Here is an 18,314-nt window from a genome sequence, read left to right on the forward strand (position 1 = left end):
CGTTGAGATGGTATGATTTTCTGGAAATCGACTCGACAGTACTGGTACGAGAAATCTACCTGTTATGAATGTGCTAAAAAACTCTAGAACAACACGCACAGCATTTCGTTTCAAAGGCATAAAGTACAAGAACAGAATTCTTAATATCCATGCTAAAAAACCAGTGATTGGTATACCGTATAACTCCATAATCCCTCGATCAATTCCTAAGAGCCGATGCCAAAATTACTTTGGGGGACATCGCCTCTAAACTACAAAATTCATCTCTTACCTGAACGATGGCCTTTAGAAATACGACTGTCCAATGCTAGTCTTATAAATATTCACTGGATACGGAAGCTTGCCCCGCTTGGGTCAACGTTTCTGGCCTGTTCTTCTTCAACCAAAGGGCTACGATGACTCCAGTCAAGACAAAGAGCGCTGTCAAATAAAGTACAAGATTGAGTGGCCAAGCCGGAATGGGATAGATGGTGGATACAAGTGGAATAAACATAACAATGGCCCCCAGTGCAGATGGGAGAGTCCCTACCAACCAACCCATGTGAAAATGATGCTGGTCTTTTTTCCATAATCGAATCCAGGCAATATTAATCAGGACATACAGCGAAAGTCCGAGAATGTCGGACGCTTCCACCAAATAGCTGAATCCAGCCGGATAAGGACTTTTAGCGAAGCTTACGACAAACAGTAAAAGGGTAGATACACCGGTTAACATAAGGGCGGCATGGTGCGGCGTTCCGAAACGCTGATGCAAATGAGAAAACCACCGGGGTATCACACCGTCACGGCCCATGGTAAATAACACACGCGCACTGGCGTTTGCACTCGCCAGCGAGATGCCAAGGGCAGAGATCATACCTGCGAAGTCAACTACGAGTGCCATCCATTGCCCTACAAAATGAATTGCTAACGAACTGAGGGGGAGTGTCGCATGCGCTAACCGACCTCCACCGTGGACCCCATATCCTATCGCGATCGCATAGGAAACAACGATATATAGCAATCCGCCTAAAATGAGAGCCGCAAATATCGCCGCAGGAATTGCTTTAAAACGATTTTTCGTTTCCTCAGCCACAGTCGCGGATGCCTCGAATCCTGCAAATGCCCCGACTCCATACAACATTCCGAAGATAATGCCTGTCCAAGATGAAGGCGACTGATATGGAGAGAAAACTGCCCATGTGTTCCCATTTGCTCCGCCTTGAACAATGATGGCTATAGCCAGTCCTAGAACAATAGCGGTTTCGACAATAATGAGGAACAGGTCTACTCTCGCCGAGGTGCGTATCCCACGTATCACCAGATACGTAACAGCCACGATGCCACATAGAGAGAATATCAGCCAACTAATCTGTTCCCCGAAGACTTGTTGGGTAAAACCCTGAGCAAAATAGCCAAATACGAGTAAATTGGACGGCAAAGCAAGCCCATAGGCCAATGCAAGCATCCATCCCGATAGAAAACCTAGCACCTTGCCGAAAGCCAAGCTATTGAATGCATACGCTGCGCCAGCCGAGGCAAAGCGTCTGGCAAAGTGCAAAATCGATGCGGCGGTCAAAAATGAAGCCACCATAGCAAAGACAAACGCGAGAGGAACCGCACTTCCTGTAAACTGCGCCATGGCTTGAGGTAAAAACAGTACACTAGCGGCGGGAGCCATATTACCAAAGGAAATCGCTAAAGCTCCCCAAAAACTGATACTTCCCTCGCGTAAACCCAATTGGCGGATTCCTTCCGAAGATGAGCTGGTCACAGGCATGATCCTTTCTCTACAGGCGGCCAAGGCGTTTGATAATAAGCAACAAGCGTCCGCAGCCCCTGTTCTCTCTGGGATAGAGAAAAGTTCTCGTTTGCAGAGTGAATATTATCTGAGGGTAAGCCAAAACCCAGCAAAACCACCTGCGCCTGAAGGTGCTCAGAAAAATGAGCTAAAACTGGAATAGAGCCACCCATTTGAATGAATGTTGCTTCTTTGCCGAATCCATATGCTAAGGCTTGTAAGGCGTGTGCGTAGGCCGTATGGGAAACATCTGCCATCCATGCCCAGCATTGATCGAGTAGCTTTGTGTTTACTCGAACCGTTGAAGGAGCTTTACTCATTAAGTGCTTTTGAATGATATCAGCAATGTGAGCCGGATTTTGTCCTAACGCTAGACGTACCGTGACTGTAGCATGGGCGACACTTGGAATTATGGTACGGGGAGAGGAGCCAATATCTCCACCATACATGCGATTAACCTCCAGTGAAGGTCGTATCCATATTCTCTCCAGCGGAGTATACCCAGCTTCTCCGTATAATGCTGGAACTCCCAGTTGTTGTAGCAAAAGTTCTTCTGACGGAGACGTTTGCTGTATGATACTTCTGATCTCATTTGGGATTGATGCAATATCGTTGTAAAAACCATTAACCGCTATGCTTCCATCGACATTGTGCAAGCTGTGAATCATCGCTGATAAGGCATGTAGAGGATTTTCCACCAGTCCACCGTATCCACCTGAATGCAAATCCTGCGCAGGACCATGTACAGTTATTTCAATTCCGCATAGCCCGCGCGTACCAATGCACAGAGCAGGTTGGTTTTCAAGCAAAAATGGAGTATCCGAAATGGCGACTACGTCCGCCTGCAAATCTAACGTATGTTCCCGTCCCTGCTCATCGATAATTTCCACAAATCGTGCTTCACGAACGCGGGATAGCAAAGCAAGAAGACCAGGACTTCCTATTTCCTCTTCGCCTTCGAACAAAAACTTGATATTAAAGGGTAATTCCCTACCCGTTTGTATGACGGCTTCCAGAGCTTGAAGATGTGTCAGCAGTTGCCCTTTGTCATCGCTAGCTCCTCGTGCGTACAAACAGTTGCCACGAATCTCCGGTGCAAAAGGCGGACTGCACCACTCCTCCAGTTTTCCCGGCGGCTGAACATCGTAATGTCCATAGATCAGTATCGTTGGCAAGTGTGAACCTTGATGTCTTTCTGCGTAGATAATCGGGGCAGCATCCTCAAACGTAATCCACCGCACCATCGGTATCCCTATTGAGTTTAAATAAGTCGATAAAAATTCAGCTGCTTCATACAAACCATTCCGCTCTTTGCTATCCTTACTAAGGCTAGGTATTGATAAAAAATTAAACAAGTCCTGAAGCATCCTGTTCTGGTGTTTTTTTATATAAGCCTCAGCCTTTTCGTACGGCATGGTTTTCCCCTTTCTACTAGGATAAGCCGGATGTCCCTGCTATCTTCTGTAGACTTAACAATCAGTCTCTAACGACCTAGCATTGCGATTACTATATCACGATTCTTACGTCAAAGATCGATAGTGTTAGGCTGAAATAGTGGACAATATGATCGTTTTGCTGAATGGTCGTTTAGGTAGAGGCGAAAAAAAGAACGAGACCAGGGCAGCAAGCATATTCCATATACCGGTAATCGATGTTGTTCTCATCAGATGAACTTGTTTTAGCTTACGCAGACTTCTTGTGTTGTTCCATCTGGTTTACGGCTAGTGCTGATGCGAGTATCGCGATCGCATTGATAAGCCTGTGTATCTTTACTTTGCGGATGTCTCGGACATGGACATCATTCGCCGTCAAATTCGTCTGAAACCTTGCATTACAACGTGCTACAGCGGTTCGCTCATGCCAACACACACCCAATAATCCATGTCATAGCCCATCGAGCAACGCGACGTCCCATCCCGATGCTATTCCTTCAAGCGAAGCCACCAAAAGTGCAAGTAGAATCGCTTCACGATGGATAGATCTCGTGCATTTGGGTTGACGGCTTTCTTAACTTCGAAAGCATACGGTTGGAGTTCCAAGCCCCCCAAAAACAAAAGCAGGCGATGGTTGAAGAAGATACATATGGGACTTCCCTCCTCGGAAATTTCTGATTTCGTCACTCGAAATCTTCTCGAAGATTGGGGTGAAGTACTTTTTCATGCCTTCAAATTCCTTGTCTTATAAATCTTTATAATTCTGCAAAACACTCAAGTAAGAGAATGTTGAATTTTTCTTTCTTATAAGTTTGTCTACTAGATCATTTCATGCAAGCTATTTGTTTCGATACGTATATTTACCCTCTGATTGATCTCATGATATAAATCTTTTAAAAACTCTACTGAATTTCCTTGCAACCAACCTACCACAAGAAACATTTCTTCATCTTGACAATAAACATGTGTTCCATTTGGGTAAACTTGATGAATGTACACCACCCCCTGCTTGGTTCTGCACTCCTCCAATCCTTCTATGGATAACAGTACACCTTCTTGATTTGGATAAATTGTAAACATAGCGTATTTATTTTTCTGTTCGATCTTGGCGGGTATAGAGATTGAGGAACCTGTACATAGAAGAATTTCCCATTCAGAAACGTCCATTCCATAATAAGTTTTTAGACTTTGAGGTACTAACATCCCACCTATACGGGGATTTATTTCAATTATTCTAGGACCACTGTTTTTATCATATCTCATTTCAAGATGTACAAATGATTGATTTAATTTAATTTTATCAATCGCCGTCTCTGCATAATTTAAGAGCTCGTCGATTTGCTCATGATTTAATCTATCAGGCGGTGTGACTAAAAAATGTTCTAATACTTTGCTTCTCTCTTCTGTTAAAATAACTTTGTCATGGATAAGAAGTGGAACCACTTGATTTTGAAAGACTATCATTTCGATACTCACTTCAGGACCGTCCAAATATTTCTCCACTAAAAACATATTTCTAGGATCCATAAAAATTGAACGATTACGTGGCAACTGGAAATTATGAGCAAAATTATATTGGCCAGGATTTCCTCCTTCTTCAATCCGACGACACATATATTGGTAATTTTCTACAAATTCACTTTTATTATCTGCTTTTAATATGAGATGTGATGCTGAGCCATTAACTGGTTTTAAAATCAACGGATAACCAATGAAGTCCGCAGCTATGAGACAATCCGATAAACTTGTAACCAACGCATAGTCCTTGTCCTGTAAACCTATTTGATATAATTTTTCACGCATTAAATATTTATTAGAACATTCTATAATAGACGAATGATTTTTATTGGGCAATCCTAAATCGTTTGCCAATAATGCTACAGTTGCTGCTATATACCCTTGTGAATGGCATAAGGAAGCCACATTGTGAACAGCGATTATCTCCCAATTTTTTTGCAATTTGTAGAGTATATTTAGCAAATTCTCATAGGAAAAATTATTTATTGGTATGATAACATCAAAATATGATTGCTTATCAACATGATATTCGCGACAAAATTTTTCGTATTCATATACCTCTACCACGCATATAGTATGGTAACCCATCCTATGTGCAGCATCTGCCCGGCTTAAGAGATTAAGTATTGAACCGACTTCGATAAAAACGATAGCTTTATTCATGACCAAGCATCCTCCATATCATCTCCATCTAAATAATGAGAAATGATATATCCTTGACTGTCTACTTCGTGATCAACAGGAAGAGAATTTTGTCCAGAAAATTGTAAAAAATCAGCTGCTTTATAGACTGTATGGTTACGAATCAAACGTTGATTTTCTCGAAAAACATAGTTTAGTTTTGAATCAATATTTAGACGATGCTTGCCAACAGGTGTTACATATACGTATTGAAAAGCAGTTGTTCCCGAAAATCGCGCTAAATCACGAAGAATATCAATCCCTTTTTGTACTGAGGTGCGAAAATGGTTTGCTCCAATGACTGGCATACAATGGAATACATAATATGGAGAAATCTGATTAGCAATCATGAGATTAGATAATTCTTGAATAATTCTGGTTTCAGCGTTGACACCCTTTAGTAACACCACCTGGCCTTTAATACTGACTGAGTGTCTGTGAAAAATGCTTAAAGCTTCTATAACAGATGGAGTTAGCTCATCTGGATGATTTAATGAAAATCCAACAGATACACATCTCGACATTTTGGGATTCATTAAATGAAATCGTTGAAAACGAGCAATTCTCTCAATTCTGTTATCAGTAATACTTTCGGGAGTGAAAAGAATATTTCTGGTACCTATTCTAATATTTCGAATATGAGGAATAACTTCTATACGATTCAATAGTTCTTCAAGCATATCAAAATCCAAAAACGGGTCACCACCCGTGATAAGTACCGTATTTATGCGAGTATCTGTGGATATATAACGAATGGCTTGATCAATATCTGCCTCTGTCATTCTTTTCGCTTCTCCACCTAATGTGCGAGTTTTCTTAAAACAATAGCGACAATACGCGGCACATTCAAAATAAGGTGTTAAAACCACCCTATCTTCATAAATTCTTTCCATTCCATAAATTCCTTGATTATTTTTACCTGCTTCAAAAGGTTCACGCAGTCCACTAAAATCTAATTCATGAATACTAGGTAACATCTGTCTTGCGATAGCTTCGGATTGTTTAGCAAGTTTAGCAATTTCAGGACTTAATTTGGTTCGAAATGATTGTCTTAATTCTGTTTTCCAAGATTCATTCTTTGGACTTTCAGTTTGATGACAATCATGTTTCAAGATGATTCCTCTTTTCTGAATTCATTTGATCAACTCAAAATTATCACTCCCAATCACGCACGTATATTGCATTTTTGTAAATAAATCTATTACACAAAATAATTAATACACTAAAAATAAATTTGACCAATAAAAGTATTAAAATTAAATTAAATAGGGTTTTTTATCACACAACTTCATATGGACTGAATATCCCGCAAACATCTTATGAATCAAGGCAAAATAAATCTAAAAATTAAAATATAAAAATCATAATCTCGATCACGTTTTGAGATACATGATACACTTCCCACTCATGCAACTCGGTTGAAAGAACGCGCAACCTTGCTATTTTTCATCTTTTGAGTGTATAATGCTTAGCGTATGTTTGTCTCAGTAGCTCAGTTGGATAGAGCAACAGCCTTCTAAGCTGTGGGTCGGGGGTTCGAATCCCTCCTGAGACGCCAATTAAAGAATAGGCTGCCGGTAGTAAATATCCGGGAGCCTTTTCTTCATGAATTTCTATATAAAAAATATTGAAGAAAAAAATGCGGCAGGATAGAGCCATATTGAATTAGAAAGATATATTTAGATAACAATGATAACTTTGTATACGTTTTACACAGGAGGACATCAAATGCCGAAAGATAAAAATTCATATGAAAATGAAAATAAACCCCCCAGAAAAATTGAAGATGGCGATGCGTATAAACCTGTAGTCATAGGTGCTATTATCTTTGTTGTACTATTTGCTATAGCGCTTGTCATCATTTCTGTAATGAATAAATAAAAGGGAAGATTGAGCATGAAAATGAGCTGGAGAAGAATACTTGCTGTTGGGATTCCGATAGCAAGTATATTGCTTTCACTTATTACGGCTCGTTATGGTTTATATGTTTTATGTTTAACACCAGCCTTTTTATCTTTGGGTAAATTTTGGAGATCATGACGATGGGTCAATCATGATCTCTTCTAAAATAAATCACTATATCACTCCTAGTATAATTAATTATGATATGTTCAATTATTCAATACTCTACTCTCGCAAAAAAAAAACGCCCCGCAAGCGCGGGGCTAAGCCATGTTTAGGGGGTTAGGATGAGGCTCTTTCGAGTCACAAGATGGTTATAACGCATAAAGATTGAATTGCGCTTGAAAGATTTATCAGTCAGTTTAAGCCTTGTACTACTAATAAGATGCCGCAGGTGACAAGATGAGTAGTAATTGATTAACCGTATCTAAAGCAAGTGCAAGTTGATTATCCACAAAAAACCTTAAACCAAAAAGACCAGAGTCTGTGAAAGTAGGATCAACAATACAAGGAACATTAGAAAAACTCTGGCCTCCTATGTTTAGATTACATTCTGACTGATATGCACTAGCATTGCCTCCTATACCACCAATTTGAAGGGATCCTAAATTGGGGAGTCCTAACTGATTTGCTATTTGTTGATTGAAAGTTAACTCAAACGCTCCTGTATCCATAATCATATGAGGAACATCTATACCGTTAACATTTAAAGTAAAATAAAACGCATCATTTTGAATAGATCCTGGAAGTACAGCGATTTCAATATAACTTGCCATTCTATCAGCCTACCTTTCCTTTTTCACAGAATATCGTATGCATGTCATGACCAAGTCGGCAGGGCTAATCATGGATGGAGAATGTATTTGAAAAAAAATCCTATCGAGATCGTCTAAACAAGTGGAAAATAAATTCAAAAAAGGTAATGTCGTGTAAATACGAATAACCATTACGCTTGTTTGGATATGTATGACCAAGATGGAATGTGGAACGATTCATGTTGCCTGTTCATCTCAACAAAATTATTTTTTACGCCTAGTCCTAAATTCCAAAAAGAAACATTATCTTCCAATCTCAACGCTTTGAACAGTAATTTAAGCCTTAGACGTTTTGCAGTTACTCTCAATAACTGGGATTTGTCAGAATCAAACCACCCCAGTTCCAATCGTGTTGGCCAAAATTCGTCGATGAGATTGCGTAATGCCTTGCCTCTGTTCAAGAACAATCACGCTCAAGTTTGGATCTTTTGTTCGAGCAGCTTGACGATTACATATGAGTGTGCCATAAGCAGCGGATAGACTTCCCGAATCAGGTTTCTGGGAAGTATCGGGACAAAGCGTTCACATCGGGGGCCAGGCTCAATCAAGTTGCGGAATAGCTGCGTGTTCCGTTTGGGCTTCGTCCAGATGGCGTACGGCCATAGGTATTCCATCCCGTTGCTGCGCACGACGTGCAACGCCAGAATGTTCATCGCGCCCATGTCTAAACTTTGCTTGAACTATCGTAGAGCCAATAAAGAAACGGGATTCCCTTGGCCTACGGATGTGGCGCGTGCGTATCGTCAAGCGCAAGAATATCTCCGCCTGCCAGGGCCGTATCCGAGTCTTGCTGAAGACGAGCCAGGCTTCACACCCGTATCGCTGAGAGATATGCAGTTAGGTGCCTCATCGGAGATTGTTAGGGTGTTTTTAAAAAATCAGTGTTTTTACGAATATTCCGCATCATATTCACAATCCAATCTCATGCAGTAACTGCATAGTTCCTGAAGCAGGTTGAAACCACCCTAATTCTGGATTTTTTAGATAAAAATTACAGATTATTCATGTTCATTGTCTTGTTTCTATGTCAAAAACAAATTTGATGGTGTTTTGTTCGTGTTGCCAATTGATTTGGAGAGAGCAACGGCGGATGCACAGCAGATTGCAGATCACTTAGAGGTAAGTGAAATCTTCAACTTCCGATATTTGTTGTTGCTAAGCTATGTAAATTAGAAGTTTTTTAGCCTGAACAACTGCGTCAAGTGTGCAATATAGTCATCTTAACAAACAGCCCGATCACGATACGTTTAACCTCTTGCCAAGGAGGTGTATAGTTAATATTTGGAATACATCTGTAACAAAATCGGGATCAGGATCGTCTAAAAAATGAAAATCAAAACCGGGAGTGGTTGTTTTGCGTAGAGCAATGAGGGGAATCAGCGCAATCACGCTTGCGCTGACATGTTTGGCTGTGACTGGGTGTGGGACAATTCACAGCGATTCTTCACTTTCTGCTAATTCTATAGGAACATCACAAACAAAATCGACAAATCCTCAACAGCAAAACCAAACAGATGAAGTGAAAAATTCTCAAAAATCTACAACAGTTTCTTCTCAAGTCAAGAGCAGTCATTCCGCCAATCAAAATTCATCATCTACAATAAACTCAACAAAAACAAATATTTTTTTAGGAAAAAATGTTCAATTCATAACTAACTCAGGCATGCCCAACGCTATACCGAATGGCTACACAGATCAACATACTCAACTTACTTACTATAGAAATAAATTCCAAAAAGTTGAATCATTTACTGGAACACTTCATCACAAAACTTTTATCTTGGATTTTTACAACAGTATCCCGAACGGCATAGCGGTAGGAGTCAGTTACAATCATCAACCGGTATATTTTGGTTGGGGACCTTCTCCAGTATTTGATATACTCCATTTTGTTGGGGATAGTATTCTTTTGGGGTCACCTTCAGCTGGTGCATACATGGCTATTAATTTGATGAATGGTCATTTGATGACTCACACAAAACAGATTGTCAAATTAAAAGGCTATTCAGGACTCCAACCTCCAAAATATATTTTAGGTTTGCCAGGTACTCACTATCCTATTCAAATTTCCAATATAAAAAATCCTGAGTAAATCTAGATTATCCATAAAGCAAGACTGGATTGCTCCAGCCTTACTATTTCATATCCTCAAGCCAATCAAGCATTGATAAAGTCGGATCGTGCGCTGTCAATTGTGACATGGCTGATTCAGCCGTATCAAACTGAGATAAATTCTCTAGCATAACACGAGTGGGAGGAACTACCTTCACCAAACCATGGTGTATTTCTTTCACTAATGGCTCTACAGTCTGCCAGCCAACTTCTGCAACTTCTTCATTATATGAAAATGATTCTTCATCAACTTGGTGGTGTATGGCAAAAAACCAGGTATCAAACTGTGCCGGCTGGCCGTGTGGACCAATCCAACGTCCCACACAGCGCAATTGAGTAAGATTCAACTGATATTCATTGAATCTTAGCCATTCTAGCAATGAAGAAGAATTCTTCTCGACTGACGCATATTGCTCTGGACAAGAATCTATTCGACCTGTTGAGCCTTGCATAGATAAAGCCGTCAGCAAGCCAATTTCTTCAAAAGTTTCACGAACGGCAGTAATTGCCCAAAGTCGTCCACCCTCATAACCACTGGGACTGCCTATAGCATATTGTTCAGCAATGATTCTATCCTGCTCATCTTCCGTTCCACCTGGAAAAGCTAGATAACCTGGAAGAAAACGCATGGTTTGCGAACGTTTCTCCATTAACACTTGTAGTCCACTCGAGGAATTGCGCAAAACCAGCAATGTTCCAGCTTTTCGAAATCGACCAGTCGGACGATATGCAGGAATAGCTGTAAGTGCTTTATCTTCTTCCATTATTTTGTCAGACATGTGCCACCACGCGTTCTTCACGCTCCTCTGGCGCAGGTTTTAGGGGAATTTGTTCTGCATTGGCATGATGGTAACAAACTCCAAAAGGAAAAATTCCTTCTCTCTCCACTCGATATACAGTTTTCATAATTTTAACCGAAAACTCTGCAGGTACAAGCTCCTGACAATGAGGGCACCAAAATATTGGACTGGTTTGGGGACTGTGACGAAAATCGAGCAAACGTTATTCGACTCCTCTTTTAAAAATCACATTTTCGAGAATATCATGATTTAAAGTCGGAAGCTGTCGAAATTCGCGTTATGAAAATTTGAATTTTATCAGCCTTATATATTCTAAATATTTACAGGCGTGGCTAGATACATTTCTTCATGTGATACACTCTAGAAGTGAATAATCTTATTAGCCAGGCATGCGAATTTTTACTGGAGGACGATTTATGCAACAGCGTCAAGCATTCGACATTGCACTCAAAGAATTAAAACTTAAATTGCTGCGCATGGGAGGAGACGTACAGGAAGCCTTGAGACGTAGCTTGCGCAGCTTAAGAAATGGAAATTTACAATTAGCCGAAGAAATTATTCAAGAAGATAAACGAGTCAATCGACAGGAACATGAAATTGAAGATCTCTGCATTCGACTGATTGCTACTCAACAACCAGTTGCAACCGATTTGCGTCGCATTGTGGCCGGCATGCGAATCGCATCTGACTTAGAACGTATGGGCGATCTCGCTGTGGATATATCCAAATCAACCATTCGTCTCAGTGGTCAACAGCTCTCGTCTCCCCCATCTGAAATCGCTGAGATGGGACAAATTGTTGACTTTATGATTTCTGAAGCCTTACAAGCTTATGTCGATAATGATCCTGAACGTGCCAAAAGTTTAGCCGTTGAAGATGATCGGGTAGATCACTTATATCGACAAGTTGTAGAGCGCTTGTTTCATGTTAGCTCCCTTACTCCGGAATTGACTTCACAGGCTATGACACTTGCATTTTGTGGTCGTTATTTAGAGAGAGTGGGCGATCACGCTACAAATATTGCTGAAGGGGTTATCTATATTGTTTACGGTGAACGATCTGACCTAAACTAAAGCAGCAATTCACAAGTTCTCACCCATCCATTACCTTCCATGCAGAAAATTTCAATGTATTTTCAAGCAACTCGTCATACAGCCGTCACATTTTCTATTCAATAGATAATGGAAATTACTAAGAAACCTGTTACACTAGGAACAAGGTAAGAGAAGGAGTGGAACGTATGAAGTTACGCTCAAATCAACCGATTTCCAAAAACCCATTGGCATCTTTAGAAAAGTTTTTTACATTATGTGAACGCGTCGCAGTGACAGGAAGTGCAATGTTGGTACTTGGAACCATAGGATGGTTATCCTTCCATTTGCATATGAATCTCTAGTACTTGTTGATTCACCTTTCAAGTTTATCCTAAATCCTAAAGATGCGAAATAGACGCCAAAAGTGGCACTTGTGTCTCCTTGCAATGTTTCAGATGTATTTATAATAGGAAACGACAGCGCAAAATACCGCTGTCGTTTCCTAATTCATATCTTCTTTTTTATTCCTGTACTTCTATTTCTCCTCAACTTGGTACTACCTAGAACACTATACCAGAAGCACAAATTTCTATGCTACAATCTAGAAAGCGCTCTCATTTGCGTTGTTTTCAATTTACATAGCTTGACAGATTTACAAGCTTTGTTTTCCAGAAAGGAGCATTCTGCATGAATAAAATTTTTTCCAGCCCTGAAGAAGCGGTTGCAGATATTTCCGATGGGGCAACGCTCTTGGTTGGTGGATTTGGACTCGTAGGCATACCAGAAAACCTCATTGAAGCCTTAAGGAAGAAACAAGTACGCCATTTGACTTGTGTAAGCAATAACTGCGGAGTAGATGATTGGGGACTCGGTTTGTTATTGCAGCAACGACAAATCCGCAAAATGATTTCTTCCTATGTTGGTGAAAACAAGACATTTGAAAAGCAATTTTTAAGTGGTGAATTGGAAGTCGAATTGGTTCCTCAAGGTACGCTCGCTGAAAGGATTCGTGCAGGCGGCGCAGGAATTGGCGGTTTCTATACTCCAACAGGCGTGGGTACCACAGTAGCAGAAGGTAAAGAGATTCGCGTCTTCGATGGCCGAGAATATGTTCTAGAAATGCCGATACGTGGAGACTTTGCTCTCATTAAAGGCTGGAAAGCTGATTTATATGGAAATGTCGTCTATAGAAAAACAGCTCGAAATTTCAATCCCATGATGGCTGCAGCCGGTAAAGTCACCATTGTGGAAGTAGAAGAAATTGTTGAACCAGGCATGCTCGATCCGGATGAAATTCATACTCCCTCCATTTATGTACAACGAATTGTTCTTGGAAAATCTTATCAAAAACGAATTGAAAAGAGAACGGTTCGACAAGCTTAACTGACGGATCCTACTGACTCTCTTTTTAATCTAAAATTAAATTGTTCCTGTAAATAGGAGGATTCACACATGGCTTTAACTCGTGATCAAATTGTCCAACGGGCAGCAAAAGAAATCCATGATGGGGATTATGTGAATCTGGGCATTGGAATGCCTACCTTGGTGGCCAATTATATCCCTTCCGGCATTCAGATTCTACTGCATTCAGAAAACGGCTTACTGGGTACAGGCGCCTATCCACTGGAGAACGAGATCGACCCGGAATTAATTAATGCAGGCAAAGAAACAGTTACCACTGTACCTGGAGCATGTTTTTTTGATAGTGCTGAATCTTTTGCCATGATTCGCGGCGGTCATATTGACGTAGCCATTTTAGGTGCTATGGAAGTATCTGAACGCGGAGATCTGGCAAATTGGATGATACCAGGCAAGATGGTGAAAGGCATGGGTGGTGCCATGGATTTAGTGCATGGTGCTAAACGTGTTATTGTCACTATGGAACATGTCAACAAAAATGGCGATTTTAAGATTGTTGAAAATTGCACCCTTCCACTTACTGGAAAACAAGTGGTTGAACGTATCATTACGGATTACGCAGTCATCGATGTGGGCACAGAAGGATTGATTTTACGGGAATTAGCTCCTGGCCATACAGTTGAGGAAGTTCAAAAACTAACGGGTGCTAAATTACACCTGCCTAGCGAAGGATGCCAAACCATCGTAATTTAATCTGCAAAGCAAATTTGCGGTAAGTTGACCAGGAGTGTATGCTTGCTGGTCATCCTGCCGCTTTATCTGTTACACTCTCTAGGAGATACATTTGGCTTATAGAGAGGAAGGAAGATGCATAGTGCCGATTGATGCGGCTCTATTTCGTCAATCATTAAGTCGTTTTGCAAGCGGTGTTACTGTTGTAACCATGGCTACTGACCAAGAGAGAAACGGCATGACCGTTTCAGCTTTTTGTTCTGTTTCATTGAATCCACCTTATATTCTCATCTGCCTAGACCATACATCGCACAACATCCAGCTTATTCGCACAAGCGGTGTATTTGGTGTCAATATTTTGGCTGAAGATCAAGCTTATTTATCTGCGCATTTTGCCAGCAAACATACTGATAAATTGAACAACGTTTCTCATTATATTGGGCAACTAGGCGTACCACTATTAAATGATGCTCTGGTTCGGATGGAATGTAAGGTTGTTCATGAATATGCCGGGGGCGATCACGTTATCTTTCTTGGACAAATCGAGTCTTCCACCGTTGAAGAAGAAAAACTACCATTACTATATTACTCTGGACAATACGGTACATTTACACCGAAAGTGTAACCCCATACCCCTCAAGAGGGGTGAATCGGAAAATTATGATCATTCCTGCATGTTAAGAAAGAAGGAACACGGAATATGGATCTCATAGAGTTTGTTCCTCGTCTACAGCAAATCCATCAATGGATTGATGCGTGTGAAATCGCACCCATCTCAAAGCGAAAAAGCACATTTATGTCCATTTTCGAATTCACTGAAGAAGAAGTAGACGAGTTACTCTATTTTGGCCTTATTCCGTTGGAATCCTCTCTTGAAACTTTTCGTCACGCTTTACACCAAATGAAGATTCATAGTGTCGAATCATTCATTCAAAAAACGCTCATCGAGGTCATCCATAAGTATCCTTTGGGGAAACCTATATTTGTGCAATTGTTTCCTATGAATGAACATGACACGTTTGGACGGGAACGACTCGGGGGCGTTTCGGCTTGGACCAATTGGGAAGGAGACACCCTCCATTTAGTCGTGTTTCCAGCAAAAGAAACTCTACGTGCTCTAAAATCAACGCTGGTTCATGAATACAATCATCTTTATCGAATAACTGCTATGCAAAACGGGCATGCCCATATAACACTGCTAGAAAAAATAATTCGTGAAGGTTTAGCAGAACACTTTGTTGAGGAAGTCCTGGGTAAAGAATTCCATGGATCGTGGGTAAATACTCTTGCAGAAGATAACGCGAAAAATCTATGGCACACGTTGTACTCACTACATACCACAGAAATTGGAGAGCATACAGACTCACTTCTATTTGGCGGAGGAAATACTCATTTACCACTTTGGGCTGGGTACTCTTTAGGATATTACTTGGTCAAATGGTACCGCCAAAGTGTCACCCAACCCTTCAGCATCATTGATCTCACAGTACAAGATTGTCTAAAATTCATTCCAAGTTCCCAGAACTTTGAATAGATGTAGTAAGATATAGAGATGAAAACAGGATTTATACTTCAATTTAAACACGTTTGATATTTTTAGCAGCATAGCCTCCATCTGCTTGTCTACCTTGAAGACGTTCTTCCACTTCGTAAACGACCCGCTTAGCCGAATCGGATACTTGAAGCTCCTTTAAAACGGATCGAGCAGCTTGTAATTTTTTTTCCGTCAAATGCGTGCAAGACTCAGCTAAAGTCTGAAGATTTTCTGCTATCCAGCCTCCCCCAGTCTTTTCAATATAAATAGCATTTTTCCGTTCTTGACCAGGTAACGGTTTATAAAATAACATCGGAGTGCCACAAGCCAGACATTCGGCAATCGTCACACCACCTGCTTTGGTAACAATAAAATCCGCTTTTTCCATGAGTTTATTTATTTCTTGTAAATAACCGTAGCTCAAGATAAGCGGATTGTTAGAAAAGTGATTTTCTATTTTTTTTCTCATGATCTCGTTACGTCCACAACACACAACCACTCGATGCTGCGGAAACTGTCGATGTAAAGTTTGTACCACCTGAAGAATCTGTGGAAAGACACCACGGCCACCTGTCAATACCGCTAGATAAGGTTTATCCAGAAGTTCAGGAAAGGGAAACCCGCTGGCATGCTGCTGAAAAGCCTGACGAATTGGAATACCCGTCGGAATAACCTCATGATGTAGACGATAAATTTTTTTAGCACGATTCGCCAATTCTTGTGTAGCGACTAAAAAGAAATCCGCTTCATTTACAAACCAGCGACTATGCAAAGCAAAATCGGTCAACAAAACGGATGCCAATACCTGCGGATTTAATTGTTTTACATATCGGAGAGATTGATCCGAAAACAGCTGAATTACAGCATCCGGATGCCATTCTTGCATCAGCCCAACAACAGCACCTTTAGAAAAATAGGAAAGCCAGCGCCAAAGCGTACTGTCTTTGGATAATTTCTCAGTCCAGTCGTATGACCATCCATATACGAATGGCAGATGGCTGGTAAGAAACTCATATAAGCGTTCATTCCAGCTTGCCAAAAGCTGATTACTTGAACGCCAGCCATCCATCATGGCTACTTCATGCCCAGATTCTAAAAATGCTTCCTGGAGAGATTCAGCCACTTGTCTATGACCGTCTCCAAACGATGCGTACAACAAGAGAATTTTTGCCAATGCTTCAAGTTAAACACTGATCTGCTACAGGCGCAGAAGCAGAGTTGGATTTAGATTGTATACCATGCAAAGCAACGAAATGTTGCCTAGAAACTGCGACGATTTTGGGTTCAAAAACCTGGGCATGATTGCTTAGAATTTCATCCGCATGCGGATTTACCATACGAAATACGTTGCGTAAATGCCATTTGGTGATCCACTTTGGGAATCCTGGACGCATAGGATAATTACTAAAGCCCAACCGAGAAATACCACGATGGATAAAGGTTATTCCATAAAGAGCAACAGCGTCATCAAATTCAGGTCTACTTACCAGTTCTGCAAGAGCAGGGAAAGACCGATGCGCTTCCTTTAAAAGCCTCAGTACAATAGGCATCATATCTTTATCAGAAGATAGAATCTCACTGATTCGATCATTATTGATGTGAAGCTCGATTACTTTATCAAACGGTTTAACCGTAATACCGTCCACTTCAAAGCGTCGCCCCAGATATCTCCGTTTCGCGTAGTAAAATAAATATTCTTGATCTGGAGATATTTCTTTAAGCCGAAAAGCGATATGAAATAATTTTTCCCAGCCGCACCAAATGGAACGGTATATGCGGTTCTTCATGATTACCCCTCCTTGCCCAAACCTCATACTCTGCAATACGTAATCAAGAATCCATCTATGAATGATGGGATAACATTTATAGCATACTCAATGGCTTGCCCTCTTCTTTCAATAAACTCCGCATGGGCTTGAACTGATATCCTTTGTCCTCCGTTTGTTCAATAATTTTGGGTATAGCTTCGAGGACAGATACAGGAGCTCCTAACTCGGCACCAAACGTTATATCGTTGTCATGCAAAACGATAATGGCACCCTTGTGCAGGCGGCTTACTACTCGCTCAACCAATGTTTGAGCTGGAGTCTTTCGCCAATCTCCTACCATAATGGACCATGTGACAAGTTTATGATGACTCTTGCGAATTGATACGAAAGATGCAAGATTGCACAAACCCCATGTTGGGCGATAAAAAGATGTCTGTAAGGAAAATTTGCGCTGTAATTTTTGACTAGCACCACGCCATTGCCGATTGGCCAACGATGGCGGTAAGAGAGGCACAAACCAATGTCTGTCCCCGTGGACTTCAACATCATGCCCTTCCGACACCATTCGACGAATAATATCTGGATACCTGTCGGCCGCCTCTGCTATGACAAAAAAAGTTGCCCGGACATGCTTTTCGCGCAAAATATCTAACAATTGCGGTGTATATTCAGGATGTGGGCCATCGTCAAACGTTAAATAGACTACTGGTTCGGCAAATCCTCTGTATATACACCCTATCTTCCAAACCCGTGTCATTAGATTGGGCATGACAGAATATAGAAATAAAAAGAGCAAAATAAGACCTAAAATGAGCCAACCTATCATGTTCAGAAACAGATTCTCC

The 18,314-nt window shown here is 40.9% G+C and carries 19 protein-coding genes and 1 tRNA gene; 10 read left to right on the plus strand and 10 right to left on the minus strand.

The window, feature by feature from the left end; genetic code table 11:
* Positions 1-313: 313 nt before the first annotated feature.
* The 4 genes from ACOJUR_RS10980 to ACOJUR_RS10995 all read right to left on the minus strand — a co-directional run bounded on the left by ACOJUR_RS10980 (position 314) and on the right by ACOJUR_RS10995 (position 6,524).
* The gene (locus ACOJUR_RS10980) at positions 314-1,759 is read right to left on the minus strand and encodes an APC family permease (RefSeq protein WP_072875185.1); all 1,446 of its coding nucleotides are present in this window, start codon (positions 1,757-1,759) and stop codon (positions 314-316) included.
* Positions 1,750-3,195 (minus strand): dipeptidase, encoded by a 1,446-nt coding sequence (locus ACOJUR_RS10985; RefSeq protein WP_420950005.1) that lies wholly within the window; start codon positions 3,193-3,195, stop codon positions 1,750-1,752. Before ACOJUR_RS10985 ends, ACOJUR_RS10980 begins: the two co-directional genes overlap by 10 nt.
* An 837-nt stretch (positions 3,196-4,032) precedes the next feature.
* Positions 4,033-5,394 carry an ATP-grasp domain-containing protein gene (locus tag ACOJUR_RS10990; RefSeq protein ID WP_420950006.1) on the minus strand — a complete coding sequence of 454 codons (1,362 nt, stop codon included), beginning with the start codon at positions 5,392-5,394 and terminating at the stop codon, positions 4,033-4,035.
* Positions 5,391-6,524, minus strand: a complete 1,134-nt coding sequence (locus ACOJUR_RS10995) for a KamA family radical SAM protein (protein ID WP_072875182.1) — start codon at positions 6,522-6,524, stop codon at positions 5,391-5,393. Before ACOJUR_RS10995 ends, ACOJUR_RS10990 begins: the two co-directional genes overlap by 4 nt.
* Before the next feature lie 369 nt (positions 6,525-6,893).
* On the opposite strand from ACOJUR_RS10995, the gene ACOJUR_RS11000 reads away from it, so the two are divergent.
* Positions 6,894-6,970, plus strand: a tRNA-Arg gene (locus tag ACOJUR_RS11000).
* Between the two features lie 170 nt (positions 6,971-7,140).
* Positions 7,141-7,293, plus strand: a complete 153-nt coding sequence (locus ACOJUR_RS11005; protein WP_165611906.1) for a hypothetical protein — start codon at positions 7,141-7,143, stop codon at positions 7,291-7,293.
* Between the two features lie 398 nt (positions 7,294-7,691).
* On the opposite strand, the gene ACOJUR_RS11010 is transcribed toward ACOJUR_RS11005, so the two are convergent.
* Entirely contained in the window at positions 7,692-8,090 is a 399-nt protein-coding gene (locus ACOJUR_RS11010; RefSeq protein ID WP_420950007.1) for a retroviral-like aspartic protease family protein, read from the minus strand.
* A 714-nt stretch (positions 8,091-8,804) separates the two neighbouring features.
* On the opposite strand from ACOJUR_RS11010, the gene ACOJUR_RS11015 reads away from it, so the two are divergent.
* On the plus strand, positions 8,805-9,062 hold the full coding sequence (locus ACOJUR_RS11015) for a hypothetical protein (protein WP_420950008.1): 258 nt from the start codon (positions 8,805-8,807) through the stop codon (positions 9,060-9,062).
* 421 nt (positions 9,063-9,483) lie between these two features.
* Complete coding sequence (locus tag ACOJUR_RS11020; protein WP_420950009.1) at positions 9,484-10,221, plus strand: hypothetical protein; 738 nt, start codon at positions 9,484-9,486, stop codon at positions 10,219-10,221.
* 43 nt (positions 10,222-10,264) lie between these two features.
* Here the strand turns inward: ACOJUR_RS11020 and ACOJUR_RS11025 are convergent, their stop codons facing one another.
* Positions 10,265-11,020 (minus strand): NUDIX hydrolase, encoded by a 756-nt coding sequence (locus ACOJUR_RS11025; RefSeq protein WP_420950010.1) that lies wholly within the window; start codon positions 11,018-11,020, stop codon positions 10,265-10,267.
* Positions 11,013-11,240, minus strand: coding sequence for a hypothetical protein (locus tag ACOJUR_RS11030; RefSeq protein WP_420950011.1), 228 nt, complete (start codon positions 11,238-11,240; stop codon positions 11,013-11,015). The genes ACOJUR_RS11025 and ACOJUR_RS11030 overlap by 8 nt, the downstream gene beginning before the upstream one ends.
* A gap of 217 nt (positions 11,241-11,457) precedes the next feature.
* On the opposite strand from ACOJUR_RS11030, the gene phoU reads away from it, so the two are divergent.
* The 6 genes from phoU to ACOJUR_RS11060 all read left to right on the plus strand — a co-directional run bounded on the left by phoU (position 11,458) and on the right by ACOJUR_RS11060 (position 15,700).
* On the plus strand, positions 11,458-12,114 hold the full coding sequence (phoU, locus tag ACOJUR_RS11035; protein ID WP_072872532.1) for a phosphate signaling complex protein PhoU: 657 nt from the start codon (positions 11,458-11,460) through the stop codon (positions 12,112-12,114).
* A gap of 167 nt (positions 12,115-12,281) precedes the next feature.
* Positions 12,282-12,437, plus strand: coding sequence for a hypothetical protein (locus tag ACOJUR_RS11040; RefSeq protein WP_165611907.1), 156 nt, complete (start codon positions 12,282-12,284; stop codon positions 12,435-12,437).
* Between the two features lie 325 nt (positions 12,438-12,762).
* Entirely contained in the window at positions 12,763-13,458 is a 696-nt protein-coding gene (locus ACOJUR_RS11045; protein WP_072872533.1) for a CoA transferase subunit A, read from the plus strand.
* Between the two features lie 69 nt (positions 13,459-13,527).
* Entirely contained in the window at positions 13,528-14,187 is a 660-nt protein-coding gene (locus tag ACOJUR_RS11050; protein WP_072872534.1) for a CoA transferase subunit B, read from the plus strand.
* Positions 14,188-14,308: 121 nt separating this feature from the next.
* Positions 14,309-14,791 (plus strand): flavin reductase family protein, encoded by a 483-nt coding sequence (locus ACOJUR_RS11055; RefSeq protein WP_420950012.1) that lies wholly within the window; start codon positions 14,309-14,311, stop codon positions 14,789-14,791.
* A 75-nt stretch (positions 14,792-14,866) separates the two neighbouring features.
* Entirely contained in the window at positions 14,867-15,700 is an 834-nt protein-coding gene (locus ACOJUR_RS11060) for a DUF2268 domain-containing putative Zn-dependent protease (RefSeq protein WP_420950013.1), read from the plus strand.
* Between the two features lie 43 nt (positions 15,701-15,743).
* On the opposite strand, the gene ACOJUR_RS11065 is transcribed toward ACOJUR_RS11060, so the two are convergent.
* The 3 genes from ACOJUR_RS11065 to ACOJUR_RS11075 all read right to left on the minus strand — a co-directional run bounded on the left by ACOJUR_RS11065 (position 15,744) and on the right by ACOJUR_RS11075 (position 18,295).
* On the minus strand, positions 15,744-16,823 hold the full coding sequence (locus ACOJUR_RS11065; protein ID WP_420950014.1) for an MGDG synthase family glycosyltransferase: 1,080 nt from the start codon (positions 16,821-16,823) through the stop codon (positions 15,744-15,746).
* Positions 16,824-16,878: 55 nt separating this feature from the next.
* On the minus strand, positions 16,879-17,487 hold the full coding sequence (locus ACOJUR_RS11070; protein ID WP_306952895.1) for a YkoP family protein: 609 nt from the start codon (positions 17,485-17,487) through the stop codon (positions 16,879-16,881).
* 76 nt (positions 17,488-17,563) lie between these two features.
* The gene (locus ACOJUR_RS11075) at positions 17,564-18,295 is read right to left on the minus strand and encodes a polysaccharide deacetylase family protein (RefSeq protein WP_420950015.1); all 732 of its coding nucleotides are present in this window, start codon (positions 18,293-18,295) and stop codon (positions 17,564-17,566) included.
* Between the last annotated feature and the right edge of the window lie 19 nt (positions 18,296-18,314).

It is taken from the genome of Alicyclobacillus tolerans (assembly GCF_048984885.1).
Classification (GTDB): domain Bacteria; phylum Bacillota; class Bacilli; order Alicyclobacillales; family Alicyclobacillaceae; genus Alicyclobacillus_I; species Alicyclobacillus_I tolerans.

Coding starts and splice junctions, on each gene's coding strand:
- ACOJUR_RS10980 (WP_072875185.1), bottom strand. CDS start 1,759: ATGCCTGTGACCAGCTCATCTTCGGAAGGAATCCGCCAATTGGGTTTA.
- ACOJUR_RS10985 (WP_420950005.1), bottom strand. CDS start 3,195: ATGCCGTACGAAAAGGCTGAGGCTTATATAAAAAAACACCAGAACAGG.
- ACOJUR_RS10990 (WP_420950006.1), bottom strand. CDS start 5,394: ATGAATAAAGCTATCGTTTTTATCGAAGTCGGTTCAATACTTAATCTC.
- ACOJUR_RS11005 (WP_165611906.1), top strand. CDS start 7,141: ATGCCGAAAGATAAAAATTCATATGAAAATGAAAATAAACCCCCCAGA.
- ACOJUR_RS11010 (WP_420950007.1), bottom strand. CDS start 8,090: ATGGCAAGTTATATTGAAATCGCTGTACTTCCAGGATCTATTCAAAAT.
- ACOJUR_RS11025 (WP_420950010.1), bottom strand. CDS start 11,020: ATGTCTGACAAAATAATGGAAGAAGATAAAGCACTTACAGCTATTCCT.
- phoU (WP_072872532.1), top strand. CDS start 11,458: ATGCAACAGCGTCAAGCATTCGACATTGCACTCAAAGAATTAAAACTT.
- ACOJUR_RS11040 (WP_165611907.1), top strand. CDS start 12,282: ATGAAGTTACGCTCAAATCAACCGATTTCCAAAAACCCATTGGCATCT.
- ACOJUR_RS11045 (WP_072872533.1), top strand. CDS start 12,763: ATGAATAAAATTTTTTCCAGCCCTGAAGAAGCGGTTGCAGATATTTCC.
- ACOJUR_RS11050 (WP_072872534.1), top strand. CDS start 13,528: ATGGCTTTAACTCGTGATCAAATTGTCCAACGGGCAGCAAAAGAAATC.
- ACOJUR_RS11060 (WP_420950013.1), top strand. CDS start 14,867: ATGGATCTCATAGAGTTTGTTCCTCGTCTACAGCAAATCCATCAATGG.
- ACOJUR_RS11070 (WP_306952895.1), bottom strand. CDS start 17,487: ATGAAGAACCGCATATACCGTTCCATTTGGTGCGGCTGGGAAAAATTA.
- ACOJUR_RS11075 (WP_420950015.1), bottom strand. CDS start 18,295: ATGATAGGTTGGCTCATTTTAGGTCTTATTTTGCTCTTTTTATTTCTA.